Below are 18834 nucleotides of genomic sequence, written 5' to 3'. Positions count from 1 at the left end.
AAAAAGTTTAAACAAATTCATGATATATAAATTCTTTGAGACGAGATGAATGTTTAAAAAGTATTACTACAAAAAATTGTAGTAATACTAAAAAAAATATACATAAAGGTCAGACTTATGTATTCTGTTTATTCATTTCTATCATGTGTTTTTATTATTTCAGCAACCAGGCGGTTCCAGCTTCCTGCTCAGACTAGCTTATTTTTTTCCAAAAATTCAACAATCCGTTACAGTCGGTCATTTCTAAATCGAAACTGGCCGGAATTTCATCCCACTTACTCCAGTAAGTCACCAAACGTGTTCCTACCGGTGTTTTATCAAGCTGATCCTTTACATAGTCGGAGTAGATATAATATAAATCTTTGTCTGTAGATACTTTATCATCAATGGAACATGTAAGATCTATATTTTCATAAAATGAATTAAAAAAATAAAATGCATTATAATCAGAAAAGGAAATCTCGTTGATATTGGAATGAATAAAGTTCACATTAGAAATTTTGTGCTTTTCTGCTATTTTTTTTGATATCTTAATAAGGGATTCCCTTTGTTCTACCCCATAGAATATCCCCTGGGTAGAAGCAGCTCCCACTAAACAAAATTTCCCGGCACCGGCGCCGATATCCAATACTTTACTGTTTGGGGTTTCCGCCAGATACTCTGCAGCCATTTTTGCCACTGCAATAGGTGTCCAGTGACGGCTTGCCAGTTCTTTGATATGAACGGGATAGAGCGCATTGAACTCACTGTCCTTTACGTCGATATTTAATTTAAGATGCTTAAAAATCATTTAACAAATCGTTTATAATCTTCATAGGTTAAAAATTCGCTGGCTGAAAGATAGGTTGAAATACTCAAAAACCAATTATTATACGGGTCGGTATTAACATGGGAAGGCTTAGTGCTTAAAATAGCATTCACTGCTGTAATTTTACATTCACAGGGTGCAATAAGGGGAAAAGTTGAATTGATTCCGTAAACCGATCCCCATGAAGCCGACTTTACTATCGTACCGGCTTCTAAATCAAGCTCAATCAGGTTAATCTCCCCTATTTCTTTTTGAGCAAAATCAGTGATGCCTATACAAAAATCATACAATCCTACTTTTCTTAGCCACAGGTGGTTTTCGGTATAGTAAAGATTTTGGGGAATAAACATATTGATTCAATTTATTTTAAACGAAGGGCTAACAACAATTGCTCTAACGGTTTGTTTCTGATATTGATGAAAATTTCATTTCCAATATTGGAATTATCTATGGAGACATACACCTCCAGATACTTCATGCTGTTTTAATTTTTCTCCCAGCGGTTCGATTTCAATATTATTCTGTAAAAGTAAGCAGTTTACCGCTAAATTATCATGATCCAGGTCCTGATAAAATTTGATTTAAGTCAAGTTATTCCTTAAACAAAAATAGCTTAGTTTTGTTATATACTATGATTTCAAAATTTATTTTTAATAATCAATATCTTTACGAAGAGCTTCCTGAGTGTGATAAGGATCTGCTCAGGGGAATAATGCATCATAAAAATTACCGTAAGAATGAAGCGGTATTCACTGACGGTACCATTCCCAATGGAGTTTTTTATTTAAAATCAGGGAAAGTAAAAAAATACAAGGTAGATAATGATGGCAGGGAACAGATCATCTACATTTACAATTCGGGGGAGTTTTTTGGATATTCGGCTATTTTGAGTGATGAGTCGTATGGAGATACCACACAGACCCTTGAAAATTCTGTCATCTCTTTTATTTCAAAAGATGATTTTCTTACATTACTGGATCAGTCAGCAGTATTCTCAAGATTACTTTTAAAAAGCCTAAGCCATGAATTCAGTGTGATGGCAAACCTCATGACCGTATTATCCCAGCGCACCGTCAGAGAGCGGGTCGCTCTGAGCCTGCTAATTTTACATAACAAGTACAAAGCAAGTAATACGAGTGATGAAGACAGTGTATTCATTACTTTGTCACGCCAGGATTTAGCCAATATGGCCGGTACAGCCAATGAAACACTGGCACGGATACTTCATGATTTTAAAGAGGATGATCTTATTTTGATGGAAGGCCGTAAAATACAGTTAATCAATTTTAATCTGTTGACTCAGATCGCCAATTTTTATTAATGAACCCTCATTATTTGCTATTTTAAGTCCCCTGACTTTAGATACTCATCAAAGGAACCTCATCCGGAAGTTTGAAGCTAAGCATATCGCTGATAGCAGATGCCCACCAACAGCATTTCGCAAAAAACCACCTCTGTGTGAGGCGGTTTATTCAAAATAAATCTTAAAAAGATGAATGCTATTTTGTATATTTTTGTTTTAAGACAGCCACTTCTTTTGGCCCTATTCCCATTTCTACCTGGAAAAAGTTTTCGATACTTCCGTATTTTTTGTTGATGGCAGCAAAAAAAGTTCTGATGAGCTCCGGCCTTAGTTCCATTTCAGCTTTTACCTGACTTTCGCTTAAACCGGACATTTTTGAAAGCCCGGAATACATTTGCTGCATGGTCGGGTTTTTTGCCAGATAAAAATTAGACGCTACATAATCACTTTCAATAACATCCTGCGGAACTCCTAATATCTTAAGAAATAATGCAGAAGCCATTCCTGTTCTGTCCCGTCCGCCTGTACAATGGTACAGCAATGCTTCATCCGGCTTCAAAGTCAGCAACTGTACAAACAGGGCTCTGTATCTTTCCCCGAAATACGGCAGTCCTCCTTCTCCGTACATTCCGGTCAGAAAGTTTTTTTCTTTTAGCAGCTTTGCCATATCCTGGACATTCGGAAGATTTTCGCTTCCGGCGGGACACAACAGGTAGCTTGTGTTTTCAGGAAGTCTATCCATTGCTTTTTTGGCTTCCTCAGTCCCCCTGAAATCTACCACTGTTTTTATTTTTTTATTTTTAAAAGTGACGAGATCCCTGTCTGATAATTTGTTGATCGCATCGCTTCTGTATACTTTTCCTAAGACGACTTCCTTTCCGTCTGTGGTTTTGTAACCGCCGGTATCCCGGAAATTATACGCACCATCCATTTTTACAACACGGCGGAGGCTGTCACTGATCTGGGCATTCATTATGGTTGTTCCCAACGCAAATAATGCAATTACTGATACTGCTTTTTTCATATATAAATGATTAAATTTTAATTAAAATATTTGCCAGCGGACACCCATTTGCCCTCTGCTTCCGTACCATTCCTGAGACGTGATTCTTTTCTTGTTGTCTCCCATATACTGTCTTAAACTTTCGTTGCTTAAATTATTCAGCTCAATAAATAATTTAACTTTTTTGCTGATGTCATAACTAGCGGAGAAGTCGATGGTGAAGTTTTTGTCTGACCAGATGTAATAATCCGGACCTAATGCCTGATTAAACGATTCGACGGATTTTCCTCTGAAATTACCCGCCAAACGAACCATTAATTTGCTGTTCTCGTAATACAGAATAGCATTGAATAAGTTTTTGGCTTGATTTTGAAGTGATGATTTATCAATAATATCACCAGAAGTTCTAGGGACGTCCACTTTGGAATTGATGAAAGTATAATTAAACTCTACCCCGAAACCATTCCAGAAATTCGGTAAAAAGTCAAAACGCTTGTTGATTCCGGCTTCAAATCCATATAAGTTGGAATCCTGGAGGTTTTTGGACTGAGTGACCATATAATCTGTCCCGCCAACATTGAGCATTGATGCATCGGAGAATACAATGTCCGAAATTTTCTTATAAAATGCACCTCCGGAAACAATCCCGATGTTGCTGAAGTAATACTCTCCCATCAAATCAAAATTCTGACTGAACGTGGGTTTCAAATCCGGATTTCCGCGTGTGATCCTGTTCGGGCTGGCCGTATTGTCTATGCTTGATCCCGGCGAAACATCACCAAAATTAGGACGGATAAATGATTTAGTGTAGGCAAATCTTACATTAGCCTGTGGCGTGAAATTATATCGCAGATGCAGCATCGGTAAAAATGCGTTGTAATTGCTTTCCACTACAGATGGACTCAGTACAGTGGTTGTGTTTGGAGATGTTCCTGACACGGTGGATTTTGTTCCATTCAATGTTAATCTCGTAGATTCGTTTCTGAATCCTCCTACAATTTTAAACTTTTCAGTAGCTTTTATCTCTGCCATCGCGTATACTGCAAAAACAGATTCTTCCCCGGTATAAACACTTGTAGCATTGGATGCAACATTAGAAAAGTCCTTAAAAGCATTCTGCTGCAAAAATTCCGGTGAAAACATTTGGAACAGCTGATCTTTCGTAGGAGGATTCATAACGTATGGGTTGTAATTACCGTTCAGTCCGCCCAGAAAATCGGTTCCTTTTGGAGGATTTGTTGTGGATAGCTGAGAAAGGCTCAACAAATTAGCCGTGGTCGGAGCGTAAACGGCATTGTATCCGTAGGTGCTTTCACGTTCTTTATTCCGGTATTTTGCTCCGATTTTAAATGAAATATTTGAATTGATGTCATACTTCAAATTCACTCTTGCGATTTGGTCTCTTTCGTTGTTATCCAATTTTGCAATGACCAGTTGGGACAGCAATAATTTATTCGGGTTCATTACTTCATTCGGATCTTTTACATCAGAGCCGTAGTCTTCATATTCCCCACCAACTCCATTCGGCGAGTCAAATCCCCAATATCTCTTGCCGTCACTAGAAAGATTATTGAACCCTCCCAATATTTTTTGACGGAATGTAGCGATAGGAAGACCTTTTACTTCGTTTGCAGGAGGTGTATCAAGGAAATATTTTGCTGTGTAATCGCTGACTGCCCAGTCTACATTGAGTTTGGAGGTAATACTGTGCTCTCCGCCCAATTCCATTCCGTATAATTCCGTCTGATAATGAGAATATCTGAAGTTGTACTGGTATCTGCTATTTGTATAATCTACATAAGATTCGTAAACAGGCCGGATGTCATCAAACTTATTGAACATTCCACGGAAGTAGACCTTATTATTGGCATTGAATTTATATTCCAAACCACCATTTAAGCCGATGGTTCTTCTCGTGCCCATATATCTTTTCATCATCACCGTATTGATGGATTTTCTCTGCGCAGCATTTGTAAGACCTGTGTTGTAGGTTACATCAAATGAATCAGCTCCCCATTGCCTGTCCCAGATTGCACCGGACAAAAGCACACCCAGCTTATTTTTGAAAAAACGGTCTCCATATACAATGGAGCCATTATAAGTGGCATTGTGTGAGAACGTATTGTAGCCTCCGGCTCCGCTTACACTCAATGTTTTCTTCGCAGGAGCAGTTCTGGTAATAAAATTGATGCTTCCGCCAATGGCATCTGCATCCATATCCGGAGTAATCGCTTTGGCAACCTGTACATATTGAATTAATTCCGAGGGCACTACATCCAATACGAAAGACCTGTTCCCTAAAACATTTGCGCTGGGAAGCCTGTTTCCATTTAATAATGTAGAAGTCCACGCAAAAGGTGTTCCTCTCACGGTAGCCTGATCGGCTTCTCCATGATATCTTGCTACCGCAACACCCTGTACCCTTTGTACGGCTTCTGCTGCGTTTCTGTCCGGCAATTTTCCGATGGCATCAGCGGCAATTACTTCCATAATTGCGTTGTTGTTCTTTTTCATTTCGTAGGCCTTGGCCTGGGTTAAAGCATTTGACCTCTTTATCGTAACTTCCTGAATGTCGCTAACCTTGTCGTTTTTTGCTTTATTTTCCGGCTCAATGGTGATGTACCCAATATCGTTGGTTCCTTCTTTTATGGTAATGGGAAAAATTTTAGTTTCGTACCCGATGTATTCTACTTTAAGGTTTACTTCTCCAAGTTTGGGGGAAAGTACATGGAAATCTCCATCTATCGAGGAAACCGATTTTACATCAGCATCTACAATAGAAATGTTGGCCCCGGGAAGCGAACCGTTTGTTTTCCCGACAACAGTTCCTTTGATTGTCTGTGCCTGGATGGTTCCAAAAGAAGCCAAAAAGAAAAAAGCGGATATCTGGATAACCCTCTTTTTTTGTTCAGAGAAATTGGTGAAATTTGGATTGTTCATAATGACTTAGATTTATTTCAAGGCAAAAGTGTAAAGATTTCCTGTCCTTTTCGTCCCACAAAAAAAACCAGCCACCCCAACGTGCCACTCGTTGGAAAGACACGTTTACTTATATGATTATCAGTAAATTAACATTCTTTAACTGTTTGTTATTTATTCATGAACTCAATATTAATTCGCTGGAAAATTTTTAATAAATAAATAATAATCTAAAGGCGGTAAAGTGATGTAATTGTTATTGATTTGTATAAAATAAATGATGCAGTATATTATTATCATAGGAGCATTTCAAGCACTTGTTGCACTTTGGCTTTTGCTGGTCAGAGACAGGAAAGCATCCTCCAATTATCTGTTTATTTTTCTGCTTTCTGCCATTGCAGTGCATTTAATTATTAAGTTTATTATTTTCAGTTATGTACCGGATCAGAGTATCAGGCAGCAGATGAATACGTTTATTTCAGTCTGTTATGGGCCAATCATTTATTTATACACATTAAGAAAAACAAAAAAAGACTTTCTGGTGGCCAAAAAATGGTATATTTTTCTTCCGTTTTTTGTTTTAATGATTGCTTATTTTACAGTTTCCGGTGTTTTTCTGATTCTCAACAGAGTTGATAAAAGATTGCTGGATTTATACAATGATTTAAGCCTGAGCTTAATATTTATAATTAATCTTTACTATCCCGTAAGGAGTATTATTATCGCCAATAAAAATAAAGGAACGCTGCTTCAGCCTGTTGAGTATGGTGTAATTATGAAGATTTCGTGCTGTATCCTTTTTATAGAATCTTTTATTCCTGTTTCTAAAATACTGCAATTGAAGTTTCCGCAGGATATTGGTACGATCAATATTATCATCAGAAGTTTGACTTATTTTACCTTATTGATCATTTGTCTTTTAATTATCCGAAAAAGCTTCAGAATACAAAATAGAAATTCGCCGGACGCTGTTTTAAAAGCGCAAATTGAAATAGAAAATAAGGATCTAATTGAAGAAGCAGCAGTTCATACAATTGATTATGAATTAAAATTCAAAGATCTGTGGCAAAAACTGGATGAATCTGTACGGATGCAAAAACTGTTCAGGGATTGTGAGTTAACCCTGGATCAGCTGGCTTTTAAATCCAAGATCAACAAGTATCAAATCAGTGAAATGCTGAATGGTTATCAAAAGAAGTCATTCTACCAATATATCAATGAATACAGGATCGATTATTTTAAAAACAGTATCGTGGAAGCCGTAGAAAAGAATGAGGATATCAATTTTCTGTCTCTGGCTTACGATGCGGGGTTTAAATCTAAATCATCTTTTAATCGGTATTTTAAAGAAATTATTGGCAAAACACCTTCAGAATATTACAAAAATCTGATTAAAAACCGGAATGTAGAAATGGCCTGATGATGGGATAAGAATGAAAACAATTCCTAAAACTGTTCACTTAATTTTTCCTGATCTTTTTCAAGACTATAAGATCTTGCTCTAATTACAAGCAGTACATTCAAATTGAGCTTACCAATTTTCTTTATTTAAAAATACAATTCATTTGAAAACCAAATTCAGGGGGAGTCTTTCCTTCTGAATCGCCGCCTGTTATGAAGTGATCTACATCAATACTGTTTTCCTTACATAACGCACAATACTTTCCGGTTGTTTTTTATTTAATCAGCCTCTATAAAACTAAATTATTTCCTGTTGACATTTTAAACAAAGTAATTTGACTTTATAAACAAAATCAGGCAGCTGTATTCCCGGTAATTTTGTCCTATAACTTTTTAATAATAAATAAAATGAAAACAAACAATTATCAAGGAGCGTTACAACAGCCTATCGGTTCAGGATTTAACGCACAGTCAACAACAAGTGATATAATTAACGGAGTGGACCTTACAGGTAAAATTGTAATTGTAACAGGCGGGAATGCCGGAATCGGTCTTGAAACAACTAAAACGCTTGCTGCTGCAGGGGCTACTGTTATTGTACCGGCAAGGGATGTGGAAAAAGCGAAAAAAAACCTGGAAGGTGTGGAAAATATAGAAATTGAGATGATGGACGTAATGGATCCCCTATCTATTGATGCCTTTGCTGAAAAGTTCCTTTTATCAGAGAGGCCATTGCATCTGCTTATTAATAACGCCGGAATCATGTGGGTACCTTTGCGCAGAGACAGCAGGGGAATAGAATCGCAGCTGGCAACCAACTACCTCGGGCAGTTCCATCTGACAGCCAGATTGTTTCCTGCATTAAAAAAAGCCAACGGTGCCCGGGTAATTAACCTATCCTCATTGGGACATCAAATGGCTCCTTTCAATTTTGAAGATCCTAATTTTCTGCATAGAGAATACGAAACACTGCATGCTTATGGACAGTCCAAAACAGGAAGCAATTTGTTTTCACTTGAACTTGACAACCGTGCCAAAGAATATAATGTAAGGGCTTATTCGGTACATCCCGGTTCAATAGCAGGTACTGAGCTTGGCAGGGAGGCGCCATTGGAGCTATTCCAGAAAATGGGCTTTGTGGATGCAGATGGGAATATGTTTCCTGAGGTGGCTGCAAAATTAAAATCAATTCCGCAGGGAGCGGCAACAACTGTGTGGTGTGCAACAAGTTCACATCTTGACAACATCGGAGGAGTGTACTGTGAAGATAATGACATTGCGAGGCTGGCAGACAGTGTGGAAAGTGCCGGATCCTACGGCGTAGAAGTTTATTCCCTGGACGAGGCCAACGCTAAAAGGCTATGGGAGCTCAGTGAGAATTTGACAGGGGTATTGTTTAATATTTAGACCTGTTTAAATTTTATTCAATAAAATTATAATGCAGAAATAATTATTAAAGACACCTATTTCTCTCGCAGATTTCGCGGATGACGCAGATTTATTTCAGTGAATTTGTTTAAACTTATTTGTTGGAAAATCGCAAAGGCGCAAAGTGTTAAACTGTGGATGTTTACAGGCGCAAGAAAATCAAAGATTTTCGGCAAAAATTCTATAATAAAAAGTGAGAAATTTTATCTCAGATAAAATCTTTGCGCCTTTGCGTTTGGCCAACTATATAAGATATAAATTTAAACAGGTTTAGTTATAAAATATGCGTCATCTGCCCAATCAGCGAGATTTTAAAAATTTAAACAGGCTCTAAGTCTTTTCAGCTTTAAAGAATTTTAATTTTAAGGAAAGCAAAGGGTTGCGGATTCTCTGCTGATTAAGCTGAATGATAAAACGCTCGCTTCATCAAATCAATCAAGGATTAATTATTTCTTTGTCTCCTAAAACTATGCATCATTACATTAAACCTTTGCGTTAAAGAACTCTTCTATTCGGATGAACTTAATTTCTTTTGAGAGCGGAGAAAGTTTTTTTAACGCAAAGTTTTTATAAGACACTTTTAATTTTAAGGAAAGCAAAGAGTTGCGGATTCTCCGCTGATTAAGCTGCCGGTAAAATGCTCGCTTCATCAAATCAATCAAGGATTGATTATTTCTTTGTCTCCTAAAACTATACATTATTATATTAAACCTTTGCGTTAAAGAACTCTTCTATTCGGATGAACTTAATTTCTTTTGAGAGCGGAGAAAGTTTTTTTAACGCAAAGTTTTTATAAGACACTTTTAATTTTTAAGGAAAGCAAAGAGTTGCGGATTCTCCGCTGATTAAGCTGCCGGTAAAACGCTCGCTTTATCAAATCAATCAAGGATTGATTATTTCTTTGTCTCCTAAAACTATACATTATTACATTAATTTTTTTGATGCTGTATTCTCTGAACGCTTTTTTAAAAACCAACAGAGGATTTTGGTATTCCTTCTCCGAAAGCAGGCCGAGAAGTAATGGAGCGGTATTTTCCAGCTGGGTACTGGCGGTCCGTTTCTTTTCTTCCAGTGCAATGAGGTAGCATGCCCGGACAAACGACTGTATACATTGGCGAAAGTGAATGATAACGGAAGGATCTTCTTTTATGCAGCTATTCCTTTTCACCGCGTAATTCATAATGCTGTTTAGCCTTTCTTTAGAGGCAGCCAGATCATTGAACTGAAAAAAGGTCTCCATGAGCTGTACCCCGGAATACTGTCTGCTGTCTGCCCAAAGACGGGATTCAAAGTCTGTTCTATTATTTTTCATGTGTTTGTGTTTTTTAATAGGTGATACAATAAATGTGATTTTTTTAATAATGATTCTCAAAATAATTAATGGTTGACAATGATTTTTCTTAACCGTTAAGAGCTTTTTAAGTGATTAAGAATCGTTAAGATCATAGCTGAAGCTATTTATTCAGCGAGATGCTTCATCCATCTTTGATGGGGCTTAACTTATCTTATCCTCTTCATTTACCTTAATGGTTTATAAAAATAAATCCGTGTTCCCGTGAAAGCCCTAAAGCCGCAATGGATTGTACACCCCATTGTAACATATCATGATACTTTATGTGGTAAAGCAGGCTTAGAAAAAATGATTGTAGAAAGAAGAACAGCATGAAAATAAAAAACGGCATGAACTCTACAATATCTGTCATTGAGGCACTGGTATACCTTGCACACAGATAAGAGAGCCCACGCCTAGGTCGTGAGCTTCCTGCTTATCGTCTTGTGTGTCTAAAAATTACCAGTTTTCAATGACAAGATTCTAAGCAATAGCTTCTAATATTCTTTGAAGTATCGCAAAGCTACTTTTATTGTAACTTATTTTACAAATGTAATAAAAAAAACTAAAAAAGATACATATAAGTATCCTAAATTTTAATTCCAAACGTAGAATTTTACAGTTAATGAATGAAATCGACCTCAATAACTGTAAAAAAGCTCTTGGTTATAGAATTTCTGAATTAAGAAAGAAAGTTATAAACCCCGAGACAAATAAGCCTATTTCACAAGAAGAATTAGGCTTAAGAACCGGGCATGCAAAAAAGACAATAGGAGAATTAGAAAGAGGCAATACTAATCCCCGATATGATACTCTACTCATAATAAGCAAAGAACTTAATGTAACACTACAAGAACTCTTTGATTTTGATATGAAAAAATACATTAAACTATCAAATAAATCCTGACGAGAGTTTTAATTTGTAGACCTTCAAAGTATGGTTAGTGAAATTGGGAGATTACGATGATAATTAGAGATCAATATGTCCACCAATTACAAACCCTTTTCTTCATATTTAAAGGAAAATAAATAAACCTATTTCATTTTTGGATTGTATTTCTGTGCCAATATTTCCGGTACTATGAAATCATAATTAAAATTATTTAATATATCATATTTTTCAACCAAATTTTTAAATTCATCACCGTAATTAATATAAATTATGTGATAAAATACCATTATTTTTTCATGTTCTGATAATTGACTTGACAAAATCATGCAATACTTATTTTTCAATACTTGGTTGATGATTTCTGATTCATCAATATATTTAATAATTTGAAGTAAATTATTATAATAATGATCAAGATGGAAATTTAAAGGCATATAAACTCTTGAATAAACTTGAGAAAAATTCGTTCCATCATTATGAAGACTTTTATGAATTAGCCCAAAAAGATGTAAAAATACTCCTCTTGCATTTCTAATAATTTCAGTTTTTATTCCGCTACTTGTAACTTGATGAATTAACTGCATTGAATTTATAATTTGATGATGGACATTTATTAAATTAAAAAATGTAGTTTCGAAATTTTGTAGCAGTGTAGCTTTATTTTGTAACTCTAGCTGTTCTTGCTGGTGTTTTAAATCTTTTCTTTGAAGTAGTATTGTATATAAAAGACCTATAACTGATAATCCTGTAAATAAGGCATTAGCACCGCCAAACATATCTCCAAATGTTCCCCTATCATCGTAACTACTTGAGCCTTGTAATATATATGTCAATCCAAGTACTATAAAAATAATAAATATGGCTAAAGCTACATAGAAAGGAATATTCCCATCGTTGTTTTCTTTCATTTGAAAATTAAGGTTTTAGTTTTTTCGAATATACAAAAGATTATTTAGTCAACAGAATGGTATTCATGGTTTTAATTTTATCCTCGGCTACGGTGGGGGATTTTCATTATATTTGATTTATGGGAAATAATTACTTACGTGATATAGGTGATAGACTTGAAGAAGCAAAAAGAATAGACGAGAAATTTACTCGATTACACAATAGATTTCTTGCTGTAGCAATGGATTATAAGTGTTACATTAATGATAAACTTGGGGATGCTGAAATATTCAAGTATAGGGATAATGTTATTTTTAGACTTCAAAGTGCGAGATTTCATTTTAATCTTTTGCTTCAATTTCAAGATATTATCGAAACGAATTTAAAAAAAATTTCGCCAATAGAAAATAGAATAGAATTTCATACATATCAAACACAGGCTGCAGAAGAAATTTATTCTTTATTTGACAGTATGGTTTATCACATCTGTTCTATTTTCGATTACTTATTTAGTTTAATAAATTTCATTCATGGCAAATCAGAGTTAAATAATCCTAAATGGAATCTTTTTAAACACGATAAAAATATCAAAAAAAATATGTACTGTAGCTCTCAAATGATAGAATCTCTCGAAAAAATAGATTCTGCTTTTGTCTACCCATTAATAAAGCACAGGTCTCACTTGATTCACACAGAACACTCTGTTGGAAATATTCATTTTAGTTATGAAAATAACAAAGTAAGATTTTTGGTTACAGATACGTTAAAGGGACATTTTCCTGATTTCACAAAAGAGAATGGTAATATTCCAACAACATTGGCATTCGCTGCTAAATGGTTAATTGATAAATCATTTAAAAGCATCACTGAAGTATTATTTGAAACAAAAGATGATATGATTAGAAATAAAAAGGTAGAGATACCACCATTCTTTATCTGGGAGGATAATACCGTGAAAGAGCCATCGATGTATTATTGGGGAAATAGACAACATATTTAATAACAATTATTTCTGAGAGCCATGAGTGGAAATTCTCCGGTAGCCGGATGCCTCCGCTACCGCACGAATCCTTTCGTATGGTTTTTAGCATTATAAATTCCCATGCTAGGCGAGCCTCTGCTCGTATTCGTTTATCCTACAAAAAAATTCATGTATTTTTTTCTACAACCATAATTTTATTTAATATTGCAAAAAAAATCATGAAAAACTCAAAATTAGTGCTAGTCGCTGTTGTAATGCTATTCTCGGCAGTGAATGTAACGGCACAAAAAAAGAAACAAGCAGCCCCATCAAGGCCTGGACCATTAGAAATGCCTAAAGACGCTGAAATCAAGGTAATGCCCGGGGATGAACAATTTGAAAACAGCCTTTCTAAGCTTGAAGAATTTGTCACCTTCAAATTTGATGCACAACATAAAAATGCAGATGTGTATATTACCGAAAACGGCAAGCAAAAATTAATGTATAAAGCAAAGTTGGATGAGACTGGTGTTGATACAAAATTAAAAGCAGGAATCGACAACCGTAAAATATACAGTTTAGATGGCAAAACACTTTTGTTTACCTACGAAACAGAGCCATCGGCTACCAGCTTAATAAAAATGATTTATAATACTCCGGAAAAAAAGTTTACCATTTTCGATTTCTCCAAAATATATGGAAGTGATGAATATACTATCGGTAAAACATTAACTTTTAAGTACTTTCCTGTCTTTCTTTACTATTCAACATTTAATGCTCCAAGATAATAATCACTACAATATTGTAGAGAATATAGAATAGAATCTCCAAAGCCTCGCGGCTTTGGAGATTGTTTTATTGGCTCAAAGTAAGGAAACCTTGCGCAGTTGTTATCAGAAAAAAGAATATTGGGTTATCAAAAACAGATGTAAAAGAATAGCGCCACTTATTTTTTAAGTGGCGCTATTTTGAAAGATTTCGAGTCTAAAGAAACCTTTTTTGTATTCAAGTTTTACTATTACCGCTTGATAACTTTTACCGTTTTTACCAGGTCATTAGCAGCATTCACTTTAACCAGATAAACCCCTGATACAAGTCCGGAAACATCAATAGTTCCTTTAGTATCATTGATTGTCTTCGTAATTATCTGCTGTCCGGCTGCATTGTAAACCGCTACGGACAGCATCTTCTGATCACACGAAATGTTCAGGATATCCTGTACCGGATTGGGATAGACTTTCAACTGATCTGCCTTTGCTGAAATTTCAACCGCTAAACCGGCTTTAGCGAAAGTCGAAATTTTATTAACAGTCACAGTACTTGTACCACAGGCAACAGGTGTGAAAATTTTCTTTTGAATATAAGTACCGTCTCCTATCTGCCCCTTGAGGTTATAGCCACTGATTGCCAGAAATCCTTTAGTATTTATAGCAAGCGTATTATTGCCTCCCGCTGCAATACTTTGCCAATCAGTTGCCGTTCCGATAAGCATTGGCGTAAATCTATTGGTCTCTGTACCATCTCCTAATTGCCCCCAGCCATTATAGCCCCAGCTCCATAGTGTTCCATCTGTTTTTACGGCTAAAGTAGAACCATATGTGCCGGTCTTCACACTTCGCCAGTTGTTTTCTGTTCCCACTTGTGTCGGAATATTCTTTGGATTTGTAGTTCCGTTGCCTAATTGTCCCCTGTCATTATACCCCCAGGTCCATAGCGTTCCATCTGTTTTGAGGGCTATCGAATGATCGGTTCCTGCAGTAACAGTTTTCCAATTCGTTGCCGTTCCTATTTGAATAGGGGAACTTACTGTTATTGCAGTACCATCACCTAATTGTCCATAATAATTATCTCCCCAGGCCCATAGCGTTCCATCTGTTTTTACAGCAAGAGTATGAGATTCTCCGGAGGTGATGCTTAGCCAGTCTGTTGCCGTTCCGACTTGTACAGGTATGCTCTTGCTAATGATGGTACCATCACCTAACTGTCCCCTGTAATTATAGCCCCAGGCCCAAAGCGTTCCATCTGATTTTATAGCAAATGTCTGCCTTTCCCCCGTTGCAATATCCACCCAGTCTGTTGCGGTTCCTACCTGCGTTGGAATATTTCTCGTGGTTGTAGTTCCATCACCTAACTGTCCTCTGTTATTCTCTCCCCAGGTCCATATTGATCCATTGGCTTTCATACCTACTGAAAAATAAGCTCCGGCCACTATTTTCGTCCAATTATTTTCGGTCCCGATTTGTGTTGGGGTATTTCTATTGATCATAGTTCCGTCTCCCAGCTCTCCATCATAGTTATTTCCCCAGGCCCATAGTGTTCCGTCTTTTTTGATCCCCAATGAATGGTTAATCCCTGCACTCACACTTTGCCAGCAGCCTGTTGCCGTGGTAGGAAGTGTAGTAAAGGAACCTCCCGGCATCCAGATCAACGGGCTGAATCCACAATTGGATCCCACCCACCAATAGTACGTGGTATCCGGTAATAAATGGGTCAGATTTGCTGTTGTAGAAGCAGAGGGAACAGATCCTTCAATACCTCCGACTGTTGGGCTTGTACTATAAAGATACACATACCCCTGGCCAGGAGTCACAGTTGCTGCTGTCCAGTTGAGAGTAGCTGTTTCAGAAGTAATATTGGTTGATGAAAGTGGTGTTGGAGGAATACAATATCCAGGGCAAGCCATAGGAGTTAATGTATTTTTGTTAATTGTAGTACCGTCCCCTAACTGCCAATTATCATTTCGTCCACAAGCTTTTAGAAAACCGTCAAATTTTTGTACAAGAATATGACTTTCTCCGGCAAAAACCTGCCTATTGTCTGAAGAGGAATCTACCTGTGCAGGTGATGTACTATTTCCTCCACTTGCACCATTACCCAACTGTCCAAAGCTATTTCTGCCCCATGACCAAATTGTTCCGTCTGTCTTTGTTGCGAATGTAAAACTATTTCCAACCGCTGCAGTCTGCCAGTTGGTTGCTGTTCCTATTTGTGTTGGGGTATATTTTGAAATTGCAGTGTCGTCTCCAAGTTGCCCATTAACGTTATTTCCCCAGGTCCATAACGTTCCGTCTGTTTTGATTGCTACCGAATGCTGAACTCCCGTATCAATACTTTTCCAATTAGCAGCAGTTCCAATTTGTGTTGGGATATTTTTTGAAACGGCAGTTCCGTCTCCAAGTTGTCCGGAGGTATTAATTCCCCATCCCCACAGCGTTCCATCGGTTTTTATCGCTAACGTCTGATAATTGGCAGCACGAATACTTTTCCAGTTAGTGGCAGTACCGATTTGTGTTGGGATATTTTTTGCAATGGCAGTTCCATCTCCCAATTGCCCATTGCCGTTACGTCCCCAGGTCCAAAGCGTTCCATCGGTTTTGAGTGCTACTGAATGTTCAATTCCGCCACCAAGACTTTGCCAGTCCGTTGCTGTTCCTATCTGAGTAGGAACCTTTCTGTCAATTAAAGTTCCATCACCTAATTGCCCATAAAAATTATCTCCCCAGGCCCATAGTGTTCCATCTGTTTTAATGGCAAGGGTATGCTTATGACCTGCATAAATGCTTTTCCAGTCATTTGCGGTTCCTATTTTTACAGGAACAGATCTGGAAGATGTGGTTCCGTCCCCTAATTGTCCATCGCCATTAACTCCCCATGCCCACAATGTTCCGTCTGTTTTGAGTCCTACCGAATAGTCCCCTCTTGTAGCAAGGGTTTGCCAGCAGCCTGTAAAAGCCGTGGTCTGTACATCAATAACATTTCTAAAAACAGGTCCCCAAACACCCATATTGTCTTTCACACGGACATTAAACACATGCAAGCCATTAGTGGGTAAAGCAATTCCTGCATCAGTCAGCTGCTCAAAAGAGCTGTCAAAATTGGCATCAGCAGCCAATAAAGCTGTTCCATTTCCCACACCCGGATCAGTATCCCAAAAATACTCCGCCTGAGAAACAGTAATTATTGGAGATGCTGAAGTTTGCTGAATATTAATGACATTGGTAAACACCGGTCCCCAAATTCCCATATTGTCCCTGATGCGGACACTGAATGTATGCAAACCGCTACCTGGTGTGGTAACTCCTGTTGTACTGAGTTGTTCAATAACACTGTCAAAAGTACCATCGGCTGCCAATACGGGATTCCCGTTTCCGGCTCCCGGATCGGTATCCCAAAAATATTCCGCCTGAGAAACAGCTATTATGGCAGAGGTCTGATTGGACTGAACATCAATAATGTTGGTAAAAACCGCTCCCCAAACTCCCGTATTGTCTTTGACACGGATGCTGAATTTGTGTAAGCCGCTGCCCGGTGTGGCAATGTCTGTTTTGGAAAGTTGTTCAACAACGTTATCGAAAGTCCCATCGGCAGCCCATACCGGAGTCCCGTTTCCTGTTCCCGGATCGATATCCCAAAAATATTCTGCCTGGTTGATCAATACTTGTGCCGGGCACAGCATGACCATCAACAAAGCAATTATACTATAGATATAATTTTTCATATTGCTATTTCATTAGAAATTATTTGGAAAAAACAGACCCGCTGACGTTAAATGTTCCGCTGGTAATAGATCTTGGGGTGGACAGATAGTTTACCTGAGGTTTATTACCATTATTTGCAGGCCAGTAATTCGTCCAGCTGTTAGAGCCTCCATAATGCCCTGCGTCGTTTCTTGTTAAGTCCAAATCAGTATATTTTATACCAGGATTTCCGGCATTTACGTTCATACCGGTCACTGTATAGGCTACATTGTTGAAGTTCAGGTTCAATGATCCTGAATTGTCACTTTGCGTCATATTACCGTCTACTACAAAAGTATTGGTGAATACATTATAGTTAGCTGTTATCGCAACACTATTACTTTTGTTTTGAATGCAGGCATTAGTCCCTCCTACCACAAAAGAAGCGGCATTGTTCATAATAGCAATATTCCCTGCATTAGTGCTATTACCTAAGTTGACGTAAAGCGGAGCCGTATCTGCGGGAATAGGATTATAAACGGTATTGTTAATGATTTCGTTAGAGCTTCCTGCTTTGATATTATAAATATAAATACCGGTACAAAAATTATTGCTGAACTTAAAATTATAATTGGATTGTGAATTGGATATAAATGAATTAGATACATTCCCGTAAACCTCAATATCAGATCCAATAGGACTGTTATCCTGCGTAGCTACCACAGCAATACTTTCTGCTTTATTAGCCGTACATCTTCCGTGAGAAAACTTCAGGATTCCACTAATCGTACAACCGGAGATATTGGTAGTGAAATTGACTTTGTCTGTTAAAACATTATGCAGATCACAGTTCACGATATTAACGAAAGTTCTTCCTGTACCTATTGGAAAATTTGCCTGTACATTATAACTGCCGTAATAGCCTGAGCTCATATTGCTGATTGTCACCGTTCTTCCCGTTGCCGGATTGATGGTTACATTTCCCTGAATGATATACTTGGTATAATTGGTTTCGGAAACAAAAATCAGCGATTTGTTGATCGTCAGATTTTCTACATAAGCCTCTCCATTCGCTTTAGGCTGGATGATGATACGGTCCCCGTCTGAAGCTGCTGTGATGGCTGTACTTACAGTAGGATAGGCCCCGCCTGCTCCCCCATCTCTAACATATAGATCCGCTGCAAAAGCCATAGTACACGATAAGCCTGTGAAGGCAATGATTAGTAGTTTTTTTGTCATAATAGTGTAAAATTTGAATGGTTTAGTATTAAATGTAATAGTTTGATTTAAATAATGTGCCTGATCATAAATAGCAGTAACCCTTGTATTTTCCGGATACAAACGTTTTGTAATTGCTAAAATCAGTCTATAATCCGATAAGTAATGCCTGGATTTTCACCTGATATTTTAATGAATTACAATACAATAATAAATGAAAAAAAAA

Annotated in this window: 14 protein-coding genes; 6 read left to right on the top strand and 8 right to left on the bottom strand. The window is 37.3% G+C overall.

What is annotated here, in order from left to right; genetic code table 11:
* Window positions 1–193: 193 nt before the first annotated feature.
* Both IX38_RS20610 and IX38_RS20605 read right to left on the bottom strand, forming a co-directional pair.
* Window positions 194–790 carry a methyltransferase domain-containing protein gene (locus IX38_RS20610; protein WP_034707859.1) on the bottom strand — a complete coding sequence of 199 codons (597 nt, stop codon included), beginning with the start codon at window positions 788–790 and terminating at the stop codon, window positions 194–196.
* Window positions 787–1158: a glycine cleavage system protein H gene (locus tag IX38_RS20605; protein ID WP_034707858.1), complete on the bottom strand. Its 372-nt coding sequence runs from the start codon at window positions 1156–1158 to the stop codon at window positions 787–789. The genes IX38_RS20610 and IX38_RS20605 overlap by 4 nt, the downstream gene beginning before the upstream one ends.
* 281 nt (window positions 1159–1439) lie before the next feature.
* Here IX38_RS20605 and IX38_RS20600 point away from each other — a divergent pair, with 281 nt between their 5' ends.
* The gene (locus IX38_RS20600) at window positions 1440–2129 is read left to right on the top strand and encodes a Crp/Fnr family transcriptional regulator (protein WP_034707857.1); all 690 of its coding nucleotides are present in this window, start codon (window positions 1440–1442) and stop codon (window positions 2127–2129) included.
* 178 nt (window positions 2130–2307) lie between these two features.
* On the opposite strand, the gene IX38_RS20595 is transcribed toward IX38_RS20600, so the two are convergent.
* Together IX38_RS20595 and IX38_RS20590 are read right to left on the bottom strand one after the other, a co-directional pair.
* Window positions 2308–3135, bottom strand: a complete 828-nt coding sequence (locus tag IX38_RS20595) for a tyrosine-protein phosphatase (protein ID WP_034707856.1) — start codon at window positions 3133–3135, stop codon at window positions 2308–2310.
* Between the two features lie 21 nt (window positions 3136–3156).
* Window positions 3157–6054, bottom strand: a complete 2898-nt coding sequence (locus IX38_RS20590) for a TonB-dependent receptor (protein WP_034707855.1) — start codon at window positions 6052–6054, stop codon at window positions 3157–3159.
* Window positions 6055–6310: 256 nt separating this feature from the next.
* Between IX38_RS20590 and IX38_RS20585 the strand changes: the two genes are divergently transcribed.
* Both IX38_RS20585 and IX38_RS20580 read left to right on the top strand, forming a co-directional pair.
* Window positions 6311–7453 carry a helix-turn-helix domain-containing protein gene (locus IX38_RS20585; protein ID WP_084680366.1) on the top strand — a complete coding sequence of 381 codons (1143 nt, stop codon included), beginning with the start codon at window positions 6311–6313 and terminating at the stop codon, window positions 7451–7453.
* A gap of 389 nt (window positions 7454–7842) precedes the next feature.
* Window positions 7843–8841 carry an SDR family NAD(P)-dependent oxidoreductase gene (locus IX38_RS20580; protein WP_034707853.1) on the top strand — a complete coding sequence of 333 codons (999 nt, stop codon included), beginning with the start codon at window positions 7843–7845 and terminating at the stop codon, window positions 8839–8841.
* An 811-nt stretch (window positions 8842–9652) separates the two neighbouring features.
* On the opposite strand, the gene IX38_RS20575 is transcribed toward IX38_RS20580, so the two are convergent.
* Entirely contained in the window at window positions 9653–10174 is a 522-nt protein-coding gene (locus tag IX38_RS20575) for a hypothetical protein (protein WP_034707852.1), read from the bottom strand.
* A 643-nt stretch (window positions 10175–10817) separates the two neighbouring features.
* Between IX38_RS20575 and IX38_RS20570 the strand changes: the two genes are divergently transcribed.
* On the top strand, window positions 10818–11099 hold the full coding sequence (locus IX38_RS20570) for a helix-turn-helix domain-containing protein (RefSeq protein WP_051884972.1): 282 nt from the start codon (window positions 10818–10820) through the stop codon (window positions 11097–11099).
* Window positions 11100–11227: 128 nt separating this feature from the next.
* Here the strand turns inward: IX38_RS20570 and IX38_RS20565 are convergent, their stop codons facing one another.
* Window positions 11228–11992 carry a putative phage abortive infection protein gene (locus tag IX38_RS20565; RefSeq protein WP_034707851.1) on the bottom strand — a complete coding sequence of 255 codons (765 nt, stop codon included), beginning with the start codon at window positions 11990–11992 and terminating at the stop codon, window positions 11228–11230.
* A gap of 119 nt (window positions 11993–12111) precedes the next feature.
* Between IX38_RS20565 and IX38_RS20560 the strand changes: the two genes are divergently transcribed.
* Together IX38_RS20560 and IX38_RS20555 are read left to right on the top strand one after the other, a co-directional pair.
* Window positions 12112–12972: a hypothetical protein gene (locus IX38_RS20560; RefSeq protein WP_034707850.1), complete on the top strand. Its 861-nt coding sequence runs from the start codon at window positions 12112–12114 to the stop codon at window positions 12970–12972.
* A gap of 200 nt (window positions 12973–13172) precedes the next feature.
* The gene (locus IX38_RS20555) at window positions 13173–13721 is read left to right on the top strand and encodes a hypothetical protein (protein ID WP_034707849.1); all 549 of its coding nucleotides are present in this window, start codon (window positions 13173–13175) and stop codon (window positions 13719–13721) included.
* A 230-nt stretch (window positions 13722–13951) separates the two neighbouring features.
* Here IX38_RS20555 and IX38_RS22185 read toward each other — a convergent pair whose 3' ends face one another.
* Both IX38_RS22185 and IX38_RS20545 read right to left on the bottom strand, forming a co-directional pair.
* Complete coding sequence (locus tag IX38_RS22185; protein WP_084680364.1) at window positions 13952–17431, bottom strand: RCC1 domain-containing protein; 3480 nt, start codon at window positions 17429–17431, stop codon at window positions 13952–13954.
* 19 nt (window positions 17432–17450) lie between these two features.
* Window positions 17451–18629, bottom strand: coding sequence for a hypothetical protein (locus IX38_RS20545; RefSeq protein WP_131368741.1), 1179 nt, complete (start codon window positions 18627–18629; stop codon window positions 17451–17453).
* Window positions 18630–18834 lie beyond the last annotated feature (205 nt).

Source organism: Chryseobacterium luteum, assembly GCF_000737785.1.
GTDB classification, from domain to species: domain Bacteria; phylum Bacteroidota; class Bacteroidia; order Flavobacteriales; family Weeksellaceae; genus Chryseobacterium; species Chryseobacterium luteum.
Note: the sequence above shows the minus strand (reverse complement) of the source record. Positions and strands in the feature narration are given on the sequence as shown.